We start from the raw sequence: 15,961 nt of genomic DNA on the forward strand, positions 1-15,961 counted from the left end.
ACCAGAGTCAGGGCATGTTAAGCCCCCAACCCCAATTAATTTATCAAATGAACAAAGGCTTAAGCCCAATTCAAATGACGCTGGTCATTGTTTAGTCTGATGGCCATCATGGAGTGGCGCCTGGCGGCCTACAGATTCGGTAAAGCAATGGGCGACAGACGATTGATCAAAATCATCAGGGCCTTTGACCCTCGTCATTTCACTCCTTTGGTTCATTGTAGAACTTTATATGAAAATCAGTACAAATAAACTTAGGAGGTGATATCATGACACAGTTAGTAAAAAGCTCGAGGTTATTTCCAGAAATCCCCTGGTTGATGGATGATGACAACTTCTTTAACATGGACTTTCCAAGACCCGGAAATGGATGGATGAACAAAGTGCCTGCTGCCAATGTGAAGGAAAATGAAAATGAATACATCATTGACCTTGCCGTTCCGGGAATGAGCAAAGAAGATTTCCAGATCAATATTGAACATGGTGCTTTATGCATTAGCTCAGAGAAAGAACAGGAATCGGAAGACAAGGGAGAAGGTTATACCCGCAAGGAATTCAACTACAGTTCTTTTTCGCGGTCCTTCATGCTTCCTGAATCTGTCAATCAGGAAAATATTGCAGCGAAGTATGAAAATGGTGTTCTCGTATTGACACTGCCTAAAAAAGAAGAAGCCAAAAAAGATATGGCTAAAAAGGAAATTAAGGTAGGTTAAAACCTGATCATTAAAGCTTGACTGACCAACTTCCTGTGCGGCTCTCATATAAATGCACACGGGGAGTTGGTCAATTTTTTACACCAGGCAACTCTGGTATACCTTATTACTAATCAGACAATTAACCAATGATTCAAATACATCTTCTTTAGCCTGTTTGAACTTATGGAAGCGGCAGTTCAATATGACATGAGTCATCTTTCTACATGATTTCCAAGCGGCTAAAGGTGAACTTTTTTCACGTACTTCAGACTCTAAAGAAAAAAGTATGTGGTACTCTGCTATTTTTTCGATGCACCTGAAAAGACTTCTGTCGACAAAGCCTTACTATCTCCTGGCTCCTTTTCTGTTAGCACTGTCTGCCTGCTCTTCTGATGAAGTGCCCATTAAGCCTAAAGTCATGACAATTACCGAATCGGTATATGCTTCGGTGATCATAGAGCCTGAATCAGCATATAAGGTCCATTCAGCGGTTAGCGGAATTGTAGATCAGGTTTTTGTAGAAGAGGGAGATTCCGTAAAAAAGGGTGATGTACTGCTCAAAATTCTCAACTCAAACCCTGAACTCAATCTGGAAAATGCAAGACTCCAACTGAAAATGGCGCAGGAATCCTATGAAGGAGGCTCCAATGTTTTGAATGAGCTGAAAGATGAAATTGAGATTGCTTCTCTAAAACTGGAAAATGATTCCATCAACTTTATTAAACAAAAAAATCTGTGGTCTCAGAATATAGGTACCCGGAATACTTATGAGGCAAAGGAGTTGGCTTTCAAAACCTCTCGATCCAATCTGGCTATACTGCAAAACCGATACAAGCGTACCATTGAGGATTTAGAAACACAACTGCGCGTAGCCAAAAATAACTACCAGGCAGCCCTGAACACCAATGAGGAACACCTGATTGAAAGTCTCATCGATGGTAAGGTCTATTCCCTGTTGAAAGAACCCGGAGAGATCATCAACTCTCAGGAACCGCTGGCTATGATTGGAAAGTCCAATGAATTTGTAATCCAGCTGTCCGTAGATGAGGTGGATATTGCCAAAGTCGATTTAGAGCAGCTTGTGATTGTAGCACTAGACGCCTACCCCTCTCAGACCTTTCAGGCCAGGGTGAGCAAGATTTACCCGCAAAAGAATCAGGCTACACAGACTTTTCAGGTCGAGGCCATTTTCTCACCTTCCCCTGAGAGGCTTTTTTCAGGACTTTCCGGAGAAGCCAATATCGTAATCAGCAGCAAGTTACAGGCCCTTGTTATTCCCAGAGATTATCTCAGCAGCGATGGACAGGTAAGAACAGAAAATGGCTTCATGAAAGTCAGGACAGGGCTTATGGATCTGGAAAATGTAGAAATCCTCAGTGGAATAGATACAACTACTTACCTCTATCTACCGAAACAATGAACTGGAGAGTGATATTAGGTATATCGAAGACACACCTGCTTTCCCGTATCAAGCAGTCGTCAGTAGCTGCCCTTGGGGTTACCTTCGGCATTGGTACTTTCATCACCCTTTCCAGCTTTATGACTGGCCTGAATGGTCTGCTGGATGGTTTGATTCTGGATCGTACTCCTCACATACACATTTACAATGAGATAGAGCCCAGTGAGACGCAACCAGTTGATATGGCCGATCAGTTTGCCAATGGTTTCAATCTGATTCACTCCATTAAACCCAAACAAAGTCAGGTAAGGATTCATAATGCACTGGCACTGATCAACCATCTTCAGGCTGATGACGAAGTACTGGGAGCTATTCCACAAGTACAGGCGCAGGTATTCTATCTGGCAGGATCTATTCAACTCAATGGTATGCTGAATGGGGTTGATGTAATGGAAGAAGTGAGACTCTTTAATCTCGATGATTATATCGTTGAAGGGGAACCAGAGGCATTGGCCACTAATCAGAACGGAATTATTATCGGAGCCGGAGTGGCCCAAAAGCTATCCCTTAAAGTTGGAGACAGGGTTCAGCTGACCTCAATCAAGGGTGAGCTATTCCCCCTTAAAATTGTAGGGCTCTATCAAAGCGGACTGGCTGAGATAGATAATATTCAAAGCTATGTGAATCTGAATACAGCACAACGCATTCTTGGTGAAGGGAAGAATTATATATCGGACATCAATGTAAAGCTTTACGATATGGAAAAAGCGGGTGTCATGGCCGGTCAAATCAGCAGACAGTTTGACCTGGCGGCTGTAGATATCAAAACCGCCAATGCACAGTTTGAAACCGGAACGCAAATCAGAAACCTCATCACTTATGCCGTAAGTATTACCCTGCTGATTGTAGCGGGCTTCGGTATTTACAATATCCTGAACATGATGATTTATGAGAAGATGAATGACATTGCCATTCTTAAGGCGACCGGCTTTTCAGGGTCTGATGTAAAGTTAATCTTTATCAGCCAGGCCCTGTTAATTGGCTGTATTGGTGGTGGGCTTGGTCTTTTAATTGGTCATTTTCTCTCCGTTGGAATTTCGCATATTCCCTTCGAAACGGAAGCGCTACCCACCATAAAGACATTCCCGGTCAATAACGACCCTTTGTTCTATATCATAGGCATTGTGTTTGCCCTGGTGTCTACCTTCTTTGCCGGGTATTTACCAGCCTCTAAGGCGCAGAAAATTGATCCTGTCGACATAATCAGAGGACAATGAATCATCAACCTAACTACATACTGGAAGCCAGGAACATCAACAAGTATTTCACTGATCCCGTCCGTTTTCATGTCCTCAAAGACATTAGCTTTGGCATTGAAAAAGGTGAGTTCGTTTCCATTATTGGCAAATCGGGCTGTGGCAAGTCTACCCTCCTCTATGTGCTGTCGACCATGGATACCAACTATGAGGGAGAACTGATCTTAGACGGAGACCTCATTTCGGGAAAGTCTAACAAAGAGCTTTCCGCCATTCGAAATGAGCATATTGGTTTCGTTTTTCAGTTTCACTACCTGCTTCCGGAATTCACAGTACTGGAAAACGTGATGCTTCCGGCCAAAAAACTGGCGAGAAAATCACTACATCAGATCAAAGAAGATGCGATGAACAAGCTGGAGTTATTGGGCATCGGGCATTTGGCGCATAAACTGGCCAATCGTATTTCAGGCGGAGAAAAACAGAGAACGGCCATAGCCAGGGCCCTAATTAATGAGCCTACCATTATTATGGGTGATGAACCTACCGGCAACCTGGATAGCAAAAACTCAGAGAATGTATTCGATATATTGAAAAACCTGAGTGTTGAAAGGCACATGTCGCTACTGGTGGTGACGCATGACATGGACTTTGCCAGAAAAACGGATAGAATTATTGAAATGTCAGATGGTCGGATGAACCCGGAGACTTAACACCACATCTCTGCTATTAGGCTATTCGCTTTGGTGACTGTCCTTGTACCTCTTTAGCCATTGTTCTGTAGTTTCCAGGTAGGACCTTAACACCTCCACAGTCATCTCCTCATCCTTTTTATAGGCAAGGGTTAAAGGGTTCTCATCCAGAAATGGGTATAATTCAGGGTAATTGGTTTCAATATCCAAAACCAGTTCATTGATCCGGTTTATGATTTTCTCACGCTCTTCCATAGGCATTTAATCAATTGGTGGTCAGGTATAAAGTTAAAATGAATTTTCCAGTGCCTTCTTCAGGCTCCTGACGAGCACCATGGTCTGATGGTGATACCTTTTTAAACGCTCATGAGCGTCTCTTTGAACGTGATGCTTTTTCATTTCCTCTTCATGAACTTCGGCAAGTTCAATATCTGTCTCACTTCCCGGCTTGATTAATGCCAGATCAAGATCATGCTTTAACAATACCCTCTTATGCTCAGCAATGGTTAATGAGTGTGCCTCAATAGACTGCTCATGATTCTCAATGGACAGCTCAATTGCCACCATGGCATTTTTCAAAGCTTCCAGTTCCTGTTTCCAAATGCTGACATCCTGATGCCACATTTCAATATCAGAGCTACATAAGACATGATCTTGATGCATCTGGCCATGTTCTGTCTTTCTCATCTCTCTTTCTTTAAATATTCAATTTGAATTTCATGCTTTATCACTTCGGGTCATTCACCCAATCAGTCTGGTAAAGAGAGATGGTTCTGAGGCTTTCTCACATCATACGCTCTCTTAATGAAAACAATGCGCTTACCCATTACCTGCTTTCTTCGGAATCCCATCAGGTGAAAGAAGTCAATTACATACCACCGGGCCCATTTGGTATTAACAATCAGGCTATGATTCATTCGGTTATACTTGCCTACTCCGGGCAATAGATGCAACAGTCGGTGAAACCTGGTAATCCTGAGCATGGCAGACACTTTAAGCCAGAACCATTTGACCGCCCTGACGATAAAGAATCCATCATTACCCTGAGACTGATAAAGCGGCATAAATATTCTCCCCTTTTCTCCTGACCTGATCTGACCACCTTTATCAATGGCCAGCAATTCGTTCTTGTCAATGGGTTGAAAATTGACATAGCCGGGTTCCATCTTAAACTTATCTTCAGGCTCTACCCAATGCCTGTGGCGCAGTTCAAAGACTTTCTTACCATCTATTATGGTTTTGGAAAGCACCCCGTATTTGCGCTCAATCAGTTCTTTTGAAGCATTAAAGTTCAGGCAGCCGCTATTGAGAAGACTTAGCCAGATAATGGCCTCATGGTTGGTCACTGAAGCCGGGGCATCGTGCTGTCCTGCCTCAAATCCCAGGGCGATATGACCCAGCTCATTGATGTAGCTTAAAATGGTTCCTTCCAGATACTCTTCCAGTCCCAGTACAATGGGCAACGGATACTTCAAAGCCACTCTCCTGTTTCTCAGCGTATCATTGATTGAAATATAGGGTTGACTTTCAGACGAGGTGGTGTGCAAATCGATAAAGAAAAGCTCACCGGTTGCCTGCTTTACAATACTTTTCAATTCAGTCAGCAGCTCCATTTGCTCCTGATCTTCGGAGGTCACTACTTCTGCTGTTCCATTTTGAATATCCTTCATTCGGTCAGAACTCCAGATACGGTTCATATCTACATCAATAAAGCGCTGATGCTTTCTCAGAGCAGCCATATTGCCTGCTAAGCCTACCACTCTGCCCTTGATGGCTATCTTCTCTTTCCTTAAGATGCCCAGCACATTCCTGAAAGCCAGCATTCCTGAGGGTTCATTTCCATGAATGCTGCAGAAGCAAATCAAAGTTGGTCCGGGCTTTCCCGTGGAATACTCACCCAGAACCCTATTTTCCAGTAGCTGATCGAAATCAGTTTCCTTTTCTTTTAGCATAGTCAAACTCATGATCTTCTATTTAAGGTCAACTGTTAATCTATTCATATCACTCTTGGTGATAATGCCCACTATCTTTTCTCCATCGACAACGGGAAGGCTTCCGATATTCCTTTCAGTCATGAGATGCCTGGCCTCTCCGATTTCAGTTTCAGTGGTTACATAAACTGGCTCTTTGACCATAATGTCTTTCGCCAATAACTGATTCGCTTGTTGCTCCCGGGGAAGCGAATCGATCAGGCCTTTGGAAATAAGGCCAATTAGCCGCCCTTTGCCATCCACTACCAGTATGTGGTGAATACCCTTCCAGTCCATGATGCTGGAAAGAAAATTGACGGGATCATTTAAATGGGCAATCACCAGATCTTCCGACATAATCTGGTCTACCCAATGATATCTTATTTCAGGGTCGGTTACTTCGCAGCCTGCTGCCTTATCCCATAGATGCACGGGTATATTCTGTTTCTCCCAGCGAATCAACCCGGCTGTTGATTGCAGCAAAGCATCCTGGGTGGTGCTATCCTTCTTAAAAGTGGAAAAGGCATCTCTCAACCATTGAGACCCGGTTCTTTCAGACTCTACCCTTTTCTGAATTATGTCGAGATAAGGCTCATACTCCTTTCCGGGTATTTTTGCTTTATCCAGCCCTTCCCTGGCAATGGGCAAGAGCTCATTCAGTATCAGCTGTTTGGATGGAATTCTTTGGCCGTTCATCCACTTGAACTGGGCACCAAGCCCCATGCGTGCTGCCTTGATAAAGTTGGACCTGGCATCGTCAAAATCCATTTTGGATGATATGTCCTTATATTTTTCAGGAAGCCCCTTCATCAGCCCCACCCAGAAAACGCTATTGGCCACTTCATCTACCATGGTAGGACCCGCAGGAAGATATCGGCATTCAATGCGTAAATGAGGCTTGCCATGGGTCAGTCCATAGCAGGGACGATTCCATCGGTAGATCGTACCATTATGAATTGAAAGGGCTCTAAGTTTGGGTGCATCGGGCAACTCTTCCGTGCCTGTGGCCGGAAGTCCTCCCAGAAGCACGGCATGTCTGACAATGTCTTCTTTGAAAACCTCAGCAATTGAGTCTTCGATCCACCGCGTTCCAAAGCTCACCCTTGGAATTCTTTCAGTAAAAGTATTATAGCTGCTACGGGTATCTACAGACTGCTGAAAAAGTGCAATACGCGTCTCTCTCCACAGCCTCTTACCAAACAGAATAGGTGAATTGGTACAACACGAAAGAACAGGCCCGGCAATGGCCTGTGACCAGTTATAAGCATCTACTATCTCTTCTGCACTCAACTGCAGGTGAACCTGAAAACTGGTATTGCAGGCTTCAAACATGGAGGTATTGTACCGGTCTATGAATTGATCGACTCCTTCAATTCTAAACTCGTAGGGCTCTCCTCTTATGATATTCCTCAGGCTCGAAAGGGCCATAAACCTTTCCTTGGGGGTCAGGTTGTTGTCCTTTAAATCGTTGCGGCCTATTGTTGGCAGTATGCCGGTCAGAATAATGTCTGAGTCGCTTAGAGCAGCTGCCTTTCTCAAAGTAGTGGTGCGGTGCTTAAGTTCCCGCTCAAATGCCTTGAAGCAACCGGCTTTCAGTTCATAAGGATCGAGATTGATTTCTCCATTGAAGCGGGCATGTTCAACTGTAAAATGAGCATCATCAACTTCATTCAGCACATCCATTATAACCGGAGAGGGTCTGTAATATTGATCAACAAAGCAGAATTCCTGCTCCGCACCTATCCGCTGAATGTCAGACTCTATCTTATTGTTTTCAATGAGATATTCCAGTTTCCCTACATCCTCAATCAATTCATTCAGGAATGAAACTGCCTCATCCGGTTTGTCATATAAAGAAGATACTTTTGCCTGTCCCATCTCGCTTGCTCTATACCTCAATTAACCCCTTAAACCCCTCATAACCAATGACGAATATCAACGGCCCCTATGAGGTTAATCACATGAACACGCTACTCTGCTCCCTGACAAGGCTGCATGATGTGAATCATTTCAGTGGTTGACCTCCATCATCGGGCAAGGGTGAGACCATGACTAACTTTGTTAGATAACACCGGGAAATCATGAAAAATCTATTACTGGAATTAGCTTACGTTGGACTAGGCTCCATGGTAGCTACAAAAGACAAAACGGAAGAATGGTTGGAGAAAATAGTTACTAATCATCAGGTAAACCGGGATGAAGGAAAAGAGATGGTAGATTCTCTTAAAGAGCGCATCTCCAACTCCAGGAACAAAGCCACTGCTGAGGTTGAGTCCTTCATAGAAAGGTTCTCTGAGAAAACTAAACTGGCCAAAGAAGAAGTAGCCGAAGTACTAAAGTCTATTTTGGACAAGCCTAAACATGCCAAAGAAAACCTGGCTGAAAGAATAGAAGAACTGGCTGATAAAATCTCGCAAAAAACTGAAATGACTAAAGCTCAGGTGCAGGACATACTGCATGACTTTGTTGATGAAATGAATGCGATTAAGGAGAAGGCTGAAACAAAGGGCAAGGAGCTTTTCAATCAAATGAATGAAATCAGTGCTAAAGGAAAGCACTTCATTCAGGAGCTTGAATCCCGTTCTGAAGCCATTGTTCATGATGTTAAACCCTTGATGAGAAAGGCACAGGATAAGGTAATCGATCGCCTGCATCTGGCTAATGCTCATGATGTCCATTCCCTGGAAAAAAGGATTGAAGATTTAGAACAGAGTACAATATCTAAATAAAGAAGTCATGCAAAGGGATCATAATTCAAGATGGAGAAGAATCAAGTGCAGCCCGTTTCATAGAATCGGAGACACCTATGGGCACCTTGTTGACAGAGATCACTTTCTCGGTCGATCAGCATTTGATAGCAACTGGATGACCCATGATATTCCTTCCAATATCAAGCAAACAGAGAAGGGATATGATCTGGAACTGGCACTGCCCGGGTTTGCCAAATCAGAAATCAGTGTTGTACGGCAGGGCAATGTGCTGAATGTATCAGCTCAAAAGTCTTTGCCTGCCAGCAGTGTCACAGCCTTGACTAAAATACCCACTTCTGTAAGCCGCAGCTTTCAACTCGATAACTCAACTGACCATGAATTAATTGAATCTGAGTTTGAGAATGGGTTGCTCAAGATTTCATTACCTTTTAACAAGAAGATTGCCCCTAAAAGAAGCATTGCCATATCTTAATCTCCGGAACTCTGGTAAAAGTCTCTGATTGCAGCTTTGACCTGATTTTCTGTCATACTGTCCATAGTAAGCGCAGCATGCAATTTGAATTTTGCATGATTGATGGACTCGAGGTACCTATGCAGACCCAATTTGGCCTCAGCAGGCCCCATGATCACTACTTCACTGCTATCTCCAAGGCGGGTGTGAATATCTGCGTAATAGTCTTTTGTCTGGTGTTTCCTTCTCTCTAAGTAGTGCTTTTCTGAAATAGCTTCCTGCGGACCGTAGGGTACAGAGTTACCCGACCCTCCTTTTGGGTTATGATGTTCAACGCCTGAGTCGACTTTAAGGAATTCATTTTCCCCGTTTTGTAAATGATAGATATAGGCTTTGTCGAAATCCAGCCAGATGCCTGTTACTCTTTCCATAGTTTATGTGTTGGTTTCTCTATTATAAAATTTCAATGCGATCTGCCAAACCAGATAGAATTTTGGAGGCTGTTGGTCATTATTCGTAATGCTTCTCTGCGCTAATCACTCAGGTTCATTAAGAAATACAGCCGGCTGATCATAATGCTCTCAGACTTATTGATCCCCGAAAAAGAACTGACAATCTTATTGGCCGAATCCATGATATGTCTCTTCACTTCCATGGAAAATCCACTTTGGTTCTTCAAAAAGAAGTTCTTGAAAACGGAGAAGGCATCTTCCTTTTCATAAGTACCCTGAAAAAGCTTCTTTAAGGTACTGTAGAAGATTTCCTCAATGTCTAAGCCCTCTGACTCCTGAGACCATTCCTTTCTGATTAGCCCATGTACAGCGAGCTTCTCTACCATTTCCACATGCCTGTCGGCCAGGACCAGGGCATAAAACAGATGGGCCAGACTCTTATAGAACTCCGGATTGGTTTTCAGCTTGGTCATGATGGAAGAATTAATAGTGGTAAACCAGAATGATACATAAGTTTTCTGGAAAGGCTTCGATGAAATAACCTTTCAACAAATGGATAGGATCTGCCTAAAACCACCAGTAAGTCTACTTTATTTTCATAGGCAAAATGGGTAATCCCTTTTTGCACATTGTCGTGGTTAATGAAGTGGTACTCGTGCTTAATTCCTTTCATAGCATCGGCCCAGTTCATCACTATTTCCGGACTAAAGGAAACATCGGCAGGGCCTTCATCTTTCACCACATGAAGAATATCTATCCTGGCATTGAAAGCCTGAGCCAGGCCTGAGAGAAACTTTATTGATACCAGATGACTATCATTGTCAAAGTCGGTAGCCAACAGCATGTGCCGTAAAGTAACAGCAGCCGCACTTTCGGGAATCAGTAATAGTGGCTTATCTGAATGGTTAATTAAACCGGAGGCCACACTACCAAACAGAATACCTGAGGCCTTACTCTTACCTTTGGAGCCCATAAGGACCAAATCGGGTTGGGCTGAGTGAATATATTCCCTGATCTGATCAACAGGTTGTCCGGTTTTCTGAATAAACTCATGAGGATGTTTTTTCAGGGAAGGAATTCTATCAAGCAGTTCATTAAAGTCTTCCCTGGCCTCCTGCTCTATCTTATCCAGCATCTCTGCATTGACAAAAAACATGGCATCGCCACCAGCTGGCAGGCCATTGATGTGCAGTATAGTGAGTTCTGCATTTGATTTTCCGGCCAAGAGCAGGGCCACCTGAATGGCCCGGTCAGAGCTTGTTGAAAAATCTACCGGTACGAGTATCTTACTGATTTTCATAGCAATTCAGGTAAAGCCAAAATGGGTAATTCCTTGTGTAAAACGATTTCCCTGGTCAGCCCTTTTCTGAAAAGTGATCCGGGAAAATAGTGCTTTCTGGCAATGAGTACCAGCAACTCATTCTCATGTTCTTTCAGGTGACGCTCAATAGCCCGACCTACTTCTGTTTTTTCCTCAACAAAGTGATAAGAATGCTCCATTGTACCGAAATAGCTGACAATCGCAGCCGTTTCTTTATTCTTGTGTTCATTGAGCTCACCCCAGCCCTCTCCTACGTGCAGAATCTGTACTTCAGCATGATAGTAGGTGGCCAGTATTCTGACCACCTCTAACTGATTCATGTCTTCCACATGCTTAAAGTCTGAAGCAAACAGAATCTTCTTATATGGTTTGAAACGAACTTCTTCAGGAATGGCCAATACAGGCACCTTCGCTTTCCTGACGGTGTGATAAGTATTGGTGCCAAAGAAATCATCCAGCCGGTTATCCGCTCCTTTGGTGCCCATTACAATAAGATCTGCCTCTGTCTTGGCGGCCATTTCAAGAATACCATCTCTGACAAAGCTGATTTCAATGATCTCATCATAAGCCACCTTCTCTAAAGCCGGTGTCGTTTGTTTCAAATGGCTAAAATTTCTCTCAGCAGTTTGCTGATACTCTTTAACCAGTTCCGGATGAATATCAACGGTCATCTCAGCTGCCGGCATCTGGAGGCTGTAACAATGCAACAAGGTAAGCCTGCCATTGCATTTTTGTGCCAGTTCAATGGCATATGAAAGGGCATTATCTGAACACCGGGAGAAGTCCAGTGGAACAAGGATATTTTTCAGTTTCATAGGGCTCTATTTAGCGTGTAGTATGAGCAATGGAACCCTGGCATGATAGGCCATCTTGCGCGTAACACTGCTATTAAAGATTCTGTCCAGTAGTTTATGTTTTCTGGCCACCAGAGTGAGTAAATCAATATCCTTTTCTGCAATAAACTCATTGATCCCCTGATCGATTTCATCGTCCAATCTGAAGTGGAAATAGTGCCTGAGCCCTTTTAAGTATCGGTTGAGAATCTTCGCTTCGGTACTTTCTTCCTCATTGATTGATGGAACATCGCTAATGTGCAAAACATGAATCACAGCCTTATCGAATTTGACCAACTCGGTTAACAGATTAAAGACCTCTTTGGTATCTGTATCCTTATAGTCCCCCGCCAAAGCAATCTCTCTAAAACCTTTCCCCGGCTCTGCTTTTTCCGGTATGGCCAGCACGGGGCACTCTACATTTTTAGATACCTTGTAGGTATTACTCCCCATCAGTCTTCCTTTGAATCCACTGGCTCCGGTGGTTCCCATGACCAGCAGATCAACCTCTTCCATAATGGCCAGCGAGATTATAGCATCCTGAGGAAAGGCATGTTTCACCACAAAGGTGTAATCCGTATGGCTAAGGTCCGTCACCGATTCACTGATCCTGTCGAAGGCCAGCTGAGCATTGCTTTCTGCCTCTCTGATCAGGTCTCTGGAATAGGCAGTAACACTGGCATCGGAATAGGCTGCCGGTTTCTGGCAGGCATTCATAATAATGAGTCTGGCATTCCACGCTCTGGCGAGTCTGACGGCTTCATTGAGCGCTTTTAATGAACAAGCTGAAAAATCTATGGGTACTAGTATTTTCCTGGGTTTCATGACTTCCGGGCTTTAAGTATGAGTAATGGGATTTTAGAATGAAAGGCCATCCTTTTGGTCAGATTTCCTCTGAAGAACCTGTCGAGCCAACTGTGCTTTTTGAAAACCAAAGCCAGCAGATCGGCCTGGTGCTCAGTAACAAAGTCCTGAATAGCCTCATCGAGATTCACATCTACTACCATGTGAGAGCTGTGCTCAAGTCCTTTGAAATAATGTTCGAGCTTAGTACTCTCCGTCATTTTAGCGGGCTCGGTCACAGCCGATTGACTCACATGTAGTAATTGCACTTGCGCATTCCATGTGGATGCCAATTCAATGAGCATATGGAATGTTGATTTACTGTAGGTTCGGTCATAATCACAGGCCAATACCATTCTGTGCATCACCTTGTGCACATGAGCCTCTTCAGGAATAGCCAAAACAGGGATGTCTGCATGTTTGATGATATCGTAGGCATTGCTACCCATGAATACCTTTTTCAGGCCACTGGCACCTGTTGTACCAATCACTATCAAATCGAACTCATTGACTAAGAGCATTTCCAGTACGGCCGCTTTGACAAAGGCATGCTGAATCACAAACTCATGCTCTACCTCACTGAGCTGCGGAAGTGAAGCCTTCATTTCCTCATAAGACTTTCTCGATCTGGCTTCCAGGCTTTTTACAAACTCTTCGGCCATGGTGGCTTCACTGATATCTCCGAAGCCTTGTGGGTTTTCACAGGCATTCATAATAACCAATCCGGAGTCGAAGGTTTTGGCCAGTTCAATCGCCACACGCAATGCCTGCCGTGAGCAGTTGGAAAAATCAACCGGGACAAGAATATTTTGAGGTTTCATGGGTTTATCTTTACTTTTTGGCTAGTAAAAGTTCCTTCTCTTTGGCCGGTTTTACCATGACCTGAGTCAGCTGTCTGGTTGATTTTGCTCAACGATTCAAGCCAACCTGATCCATCATCTGAGGCTCCAGCAATTTGAAGAATTCATCCAGTTTAGGAAGAATGATTATCTCTGTCCTCCTATTGAGACTCCTGCCCTCTACCGTATCATTATCGGCCTTGGGTATGTATTTAGACCTTCCGGCCGCAGTAAGTCTTGCGGGATCTACTTTAAACTCATTCTGTAGAATTCTCACAATGGAAATAGCTCTTTGACTACTTAAATCCCAGTTATCCTGAATACCGGTCAGGTTCTTGCCAATAGCTACATTGTCGGTATGGCCTTCGATCAGTAGATCCAGTTGCTTGTGATCGTTAACAATCAGGGCAATTTTCCCCAGTACCTCATGTGCTCTTTGGGTGACTTCTGAGCTCCCCGAACGGAAGAGTAGCCTGTCAGATAATGATACATATACCACACCCTTCTTCACTTCAATATTCACATCATCATCGTCAAAGCTTTCCAATGAACGCTTGAGGTTCATCACCAGCACCAGATTTACCGAATCTGCCCGCCTTAGAGAAGAGCTTAATTGACGGATGTATTCATTCCGCTCTTCCAGGGTTTCCAAAGATTTCTTAATGCTTTCAACACCGGCTTTACTCACTACAGATAGGTCTGCCAAACGGTCGAGTAAAAGGGTATTGGAGTTTTTCAGGTACTCCAGTTCGGCTTTGGCCTGACGTGTTTGCAACTGTGCACTGGCAAGCTCTACTTCCTTAATGGCGTACTCATTCTCCGTCTCCTTCAGCTTAAGTTCCAGCTCATTATAGTCCGACAGCTGCTCATCATACTTCTGCTCCCAATCAGCGAGTTCATCATTGAGTTCCTGCTGATGATGCTCAAGTTCCAGGTACTTCTTATTGCTTACACAGCCAACAAAAAGGGCGGGAATAAGCAGTAGTGTAGCCATTGCCGTCCATTTTCTTATGTTTAATGCATTCCTTTCCATGACTATCCTGTTAAGAGTGAAGAACAAAGTTCCGGCTCAGTCATTCGGAATAAAAGAGTGTAGGTCAACACAGTGAATGATTTTGGTCAATCTGACCGTGCAGTACCTTTAGGCTACCGGCCCGGATTTTTCAAAGAGTTGTTTCCAAAAAGGAGTGGCTTTCTTGATGGCCAAAAACTCCAGTATGTTTTCAAGGTTAATCACCCCTACTACCTGTTGACCATCGGATACCGGTACCATGATGTTTTGCCTGAGCACTTGATTGGTATAAAGGTCGGTCAATGGCGTCTCGACATGAATCACCAGGCCCACCTTGTCCATAATGGCTGAAAGGGGCTTTGTATGTTCATGCATAGACAGGGCCTTGATGATTTGATCTCTTTTAAGCGTACCGGTAATCTCTCCCCCATTGCTTTCCACCACAAAGTTGGTATCCTGACCATCGAGTATAACCATTGAAGCCTCACCAATACTCATCTGTTCGGGTAAGGAAGCATAATGATGCATTACGATATCGCCTACCTGATGACCGGATAACAGGGCCTGATCGCCCACCATGGTTGATTCGGAGAAGGCCGCTAAAATGACGAAAGCACCAATAAAGACCAGAAAAGGATTATAGAATATACCAATAAAAATAAAGCCCAGGGCGAGAATAAGGCCAACAAAGGCCGCTTGTTTGGTGGCTTTAGCCCTTGGCTGAAACAATGCCAGGATAGCACGAAGAATTCTACCTCCATCCATAGGGAAAGCGGGAATCAGATTGAAAAGGCCGAGAGTCAGGTTGGCCATCAACAACATGATCAGAAAATTTTCAGGAGTAATGACTGAAAGATCCAGGTCCAGTATATAATGAGTGGTTGGCCGGATAGCCATGAATAGAATCAAAGCGATGATGAAGTTAACCAGTGGTCCTGCGATGGCCACTAATAACTCCTCCCTCGGCTTCTCAGGAAGTTTTTCAAATCGTGCCAGTCCGCCAATTGGTAAGAGTGTTATGTCCTTGGTATTGTAACCAAAGTGCCTGCCTGTCAGTGCATGACCAAACTCATGAAAAATTACACAGGCAAAAATGGAGAGTATAAACAGCAAATGCCATACAATGGCTTCGGAGGACTGACCTGATGAAATACCGGAGTATAAGATAATAAAGATAAGTATCAGGAAGCTCCAGTGTATATAGACCTTGATGCCCTTAAAGCGTCCCAGATATAGCGACTTCTTCATCTCCTGAACTTTATAGAACCAAGTAGGCGAATTGTTCACCAATACCCGATGATATAGGTCATTGAGGCTTATGATTTATTGCGGGGGTGCGGGTGTGGGTGATCTACTGGTCAGCAAGTGAGAATGTGGTTTATATAGCCCTACTACATTTAATCTCTATTGTTGGGCAGATGCCCTAGATGCAAAACTAAAAGTCGTTGCGAACGATTATGAAAAACCGCCTATCTCTAATAAGAAGAAAATGG

General features: G+C 43.8%; 18 protein-coding genes. 6 read left to right on the forward strand and 12 right to left on the reverse strand.

The genetic code is table 11. The features are described 5' to 3' along the window. Positions 1 to 266 precede the first annotated feature (266 nt). From ACOOEY_RS00715 to ACOOEY_RS00730, 4 genes are all read left to right on the forward strand, one after another. Positions 267 to 710, forward strand: coding sequence for an Hsp20/alpha crystallin family protein (locus tag ACOOEY_RS00715; protein WP_420386744.1), 444 nt, complete (start codon positions 267 to 269; stop codon positions 708 to 710). Positions 711 to 978: 268 nt separating this feature from the next. Continuing rightward, positions 979 to 2,112 carry an efflux RND transporter periplasmic adaptor subunit gene (locus ACOOEY_RS00720; protein ID WP_420386745.1) on the forward strand — a complete coding sequence of 378 codons (1,134 nt, stop codon included), beginning with the start codon at positions 979 to 981 and terminating at the stop codon, positions 2,110 to 2,112. Beyond that, positions 2,109 to 3,368, forward strand: a complete 1,260-nt coding sequence (locus ACOOEY_RS00725; protein ID WP_420386746.1) for an ABC transporter permease — start codon at positions 2,109 to 2,111, stop codon at positions 3,366 to 3,368. Before ACOOEY_RS00720 ends, ACOOEY_RS00725 begins: the two co-directional genes overlap by 4 nt. Continuing rightward, on the forward strand, positions 3,365 to 4,057 hold the full coding sequence (locus ACOOEY_RS00730; RefSeq protein WP_420386747.1) for an ABC transporter ATP-binding protein: 693 nt from the start codon (positions 3,365 to 3,367) through the stop codon (positions 4,055 to 4,057). Before ACOOEY_RS00725 ends, ACOOEY_RS00730 begins: the two co-directional genes overlap by 4 nt. Positions 4,058 to 4,078: 21 nt before the next feature. Here ACOOEY_RS00730 and ACOOEY_RS00735 read toward each other — a convergent pair whose 3' ends face one another. From ACOOEY_RS00735 to ACOOEY_RS00750, 4 genes are all read right to left on the reverse strand, one after another. Next, positions 4,079 to 4,291: a hypothetical protein gene (locus ACOOEY_RS00735; protein ID WP_420386748.1), complete on the reverse strand. Its 213-nt coding sequence runs from the start codon at positions 4,289 to 4,291 to the stop codon at positions 4,079 to 4,081. 33 nt (positions 4,292 to 4,324) lie between these two features. Beyond that, complete coding sequence (locus ACOOEY_RS00740) at positions 4,325 to 4,723, reverse strand: hypothetical protein (RefSeq protein WP_420386749.1); 399 nt, start codon at positions 4,721 to 4,723, stop codon at positions 4,325 to 4,327. 62 nt (positions 4,724 to 4,785) lie between these two features. After that, positions 4,786 to 6,000: a succinylglutamate desuccinylase/aspartoacylase family protein gene (locus ACOOEY_RS00745; RefSeq protein WP_420386750.1), complete on the reverse strand. Its 1,215-nt coding sequence runs from the start codon at positions 5,998 to 6,000 to the stop codon at positions 4,786 to 4,788. A 6-nt stretch (positions 6,001 to 6,006) separates the two neighbouring features. Further along, on the reverse strand, positions 6,007 to 7,884 hold the full coding sequence (locus ACOOEY_RS00750; protein WP_420386751.1) for a CBS domain-containing protein: 1,878 nt from the start codon (positions 7,882 to 7,884) through the stop codon (positions 6,007 to 6,009). 203 nt (positions 7,885 to 8,087) lie between these two features. Between ACOOEY_RS00750 and ACOOEY_RS00755 the strand changes: the two genes are divergently transcribed. Then, on the forward strand, positions 8,088 to 8,735 hold the full coding sequence (locus tag ACOOEY_RS00755; RefSeq protein WP_420386752.1) for a hypothetical protein: 648 nt from the start codon (positions 8,088 to 8,090) through the stop codon (positions 8,733 to 8,735). Positions 8,736 to 8,742: 7 nt separating this feature from the next. Then, a complete protein-coding gene (locus ACOOEY_RS00760) occupies positions 8,743 to 9,189 on the forward strand; it encodes an Hsp20/alpha crystallin family protein (RefSeq protein WP_420386753.1) in 447 nt (148 codons plus the stop codon). Here ACOOEY_RS00760 and ACOOEY_RS00765 read toward each other — a convergent pair. The 8 genes from ACOOEY_RS00765 to ACOOEY_RS00800 all read right to left on the reverse strand — a co-directional run bounded on the left by ACOOEY_RS00765 (position 9,186) and on the right by ACOOEY_RS00800 (position 15,716). Beyond that, complete coding sequence (locus ACOOEY_RS00765) at positions 9,186 to 9,599, reverse strand: hypothetical protein (RefSeq protein ID WP_420386754.1); 414 nt, start codon at positions 9,597 to 9,599, stop codon at positions 9,186 to 9,188. The genes ACOOEY_RS00760 and ACOOEY_RS00765 overlap by 4 nt on opposite strands. A 101-nt stretch (positions 9,600 to 9,700) precedes the next feature. Next, entirely contained in the window at positions 9,701 to 10,093 is a 393-nt protein-coding gene (locus tag ACOOEY_RS00770) for a hypothetical protein (RefSeq protein ID WP_420386755.1), read from the reverse strand. After that, positions 10,090 to 10,920 carry a universal stress protein gene (locus tag ACOOEY_RS00775; protein ID WP_420386756.1) on the reverse strand — a complete coding sequence of 277 codons (831 nt, stop codon included), beginning with the start codon at positions 10,918 to 10,920 and terminating at the stop codon, positions 10,090 to 10,092. Before ACOOEY_RS00775 ends, ACOOEY_RS00770 begins: the two co-directional genes overlap by 4 nt. Then, complete coding sequence (locus ACOOEY_RS00780) at positions 10,917 to 11,756, reverse strand: universal stress protein (protein WP_420386757.1); 840 nt, start codon at positions 11,754 to 11,756, stop codon at positions 10,917 to 10,919. Before ACOOEY_RS00780 ends, ACOOEY_RS00775 begins: the two co-directional genes overlap by 4 nt. Positions 11,757 to 11,762: 6 nt before the next feature. Further along, positions 11,763 to 12,599: a universal stress protein gene (locus ACOOEY_RS00785; RefSeq protein ID WP_420386758.1), complete on the reverse strand. Its 837-nt coding sequence runs from the start codon at positions 12,597 to 12,599 to the stop codon at positions 11,763 to 11,765. Continuing rightward, entirely contained in the window at positions 12,596 to 13,438 is an 843-nt protein-coding gene (locus ACOOEY_RS00790; protein ID WP_420386759.1) for a universal stress protein, read from the reverse strand. The genes ACOOEY_RS00785 and ACOOEY_RS00790 overlap by 4 nt, the downstream gene beginning before the upstream one ends. 88 nt (positions 13,439 to 13,526) lie before the next feature. After that, the gene (locus ACOOEY_RS00795; RefSeq protein ID WP_420386760.1) at positions 13,527 to 14,489 is read right to left on the reverse strand and encodes an OmpA family protein; all 963 of its coding nucleotides are present in this window, start codon (positions 14,487 to 14,489) and stop codon (positions 13,527 to 13,529) included. Between the two features lie 108 nt (positions 14,490 to 14,597). Continuing rightward, on the reverse strand, positions 14,598 to 15,716 hold the full coding sequence (locus tag ACOOEY_RS00800; protein ID WP_420386761.1) for a site-2 protease family protein: 1,119 nt from the start codon (positions 15,714 to 15,716) through the stop codon (positions 14,598 to 14,600). Positions 15,717 to 15,961: the final 245 nt, after the last annotated feature.

Source organism: Roseivirga sp. (assembly GCF_965216855.1).
Taxonomy (GTDB): Bacteria; Bacteroidota; Bacteroidia; order Cytophagales; family Cyclobacteriaceae; genus Roseivirga.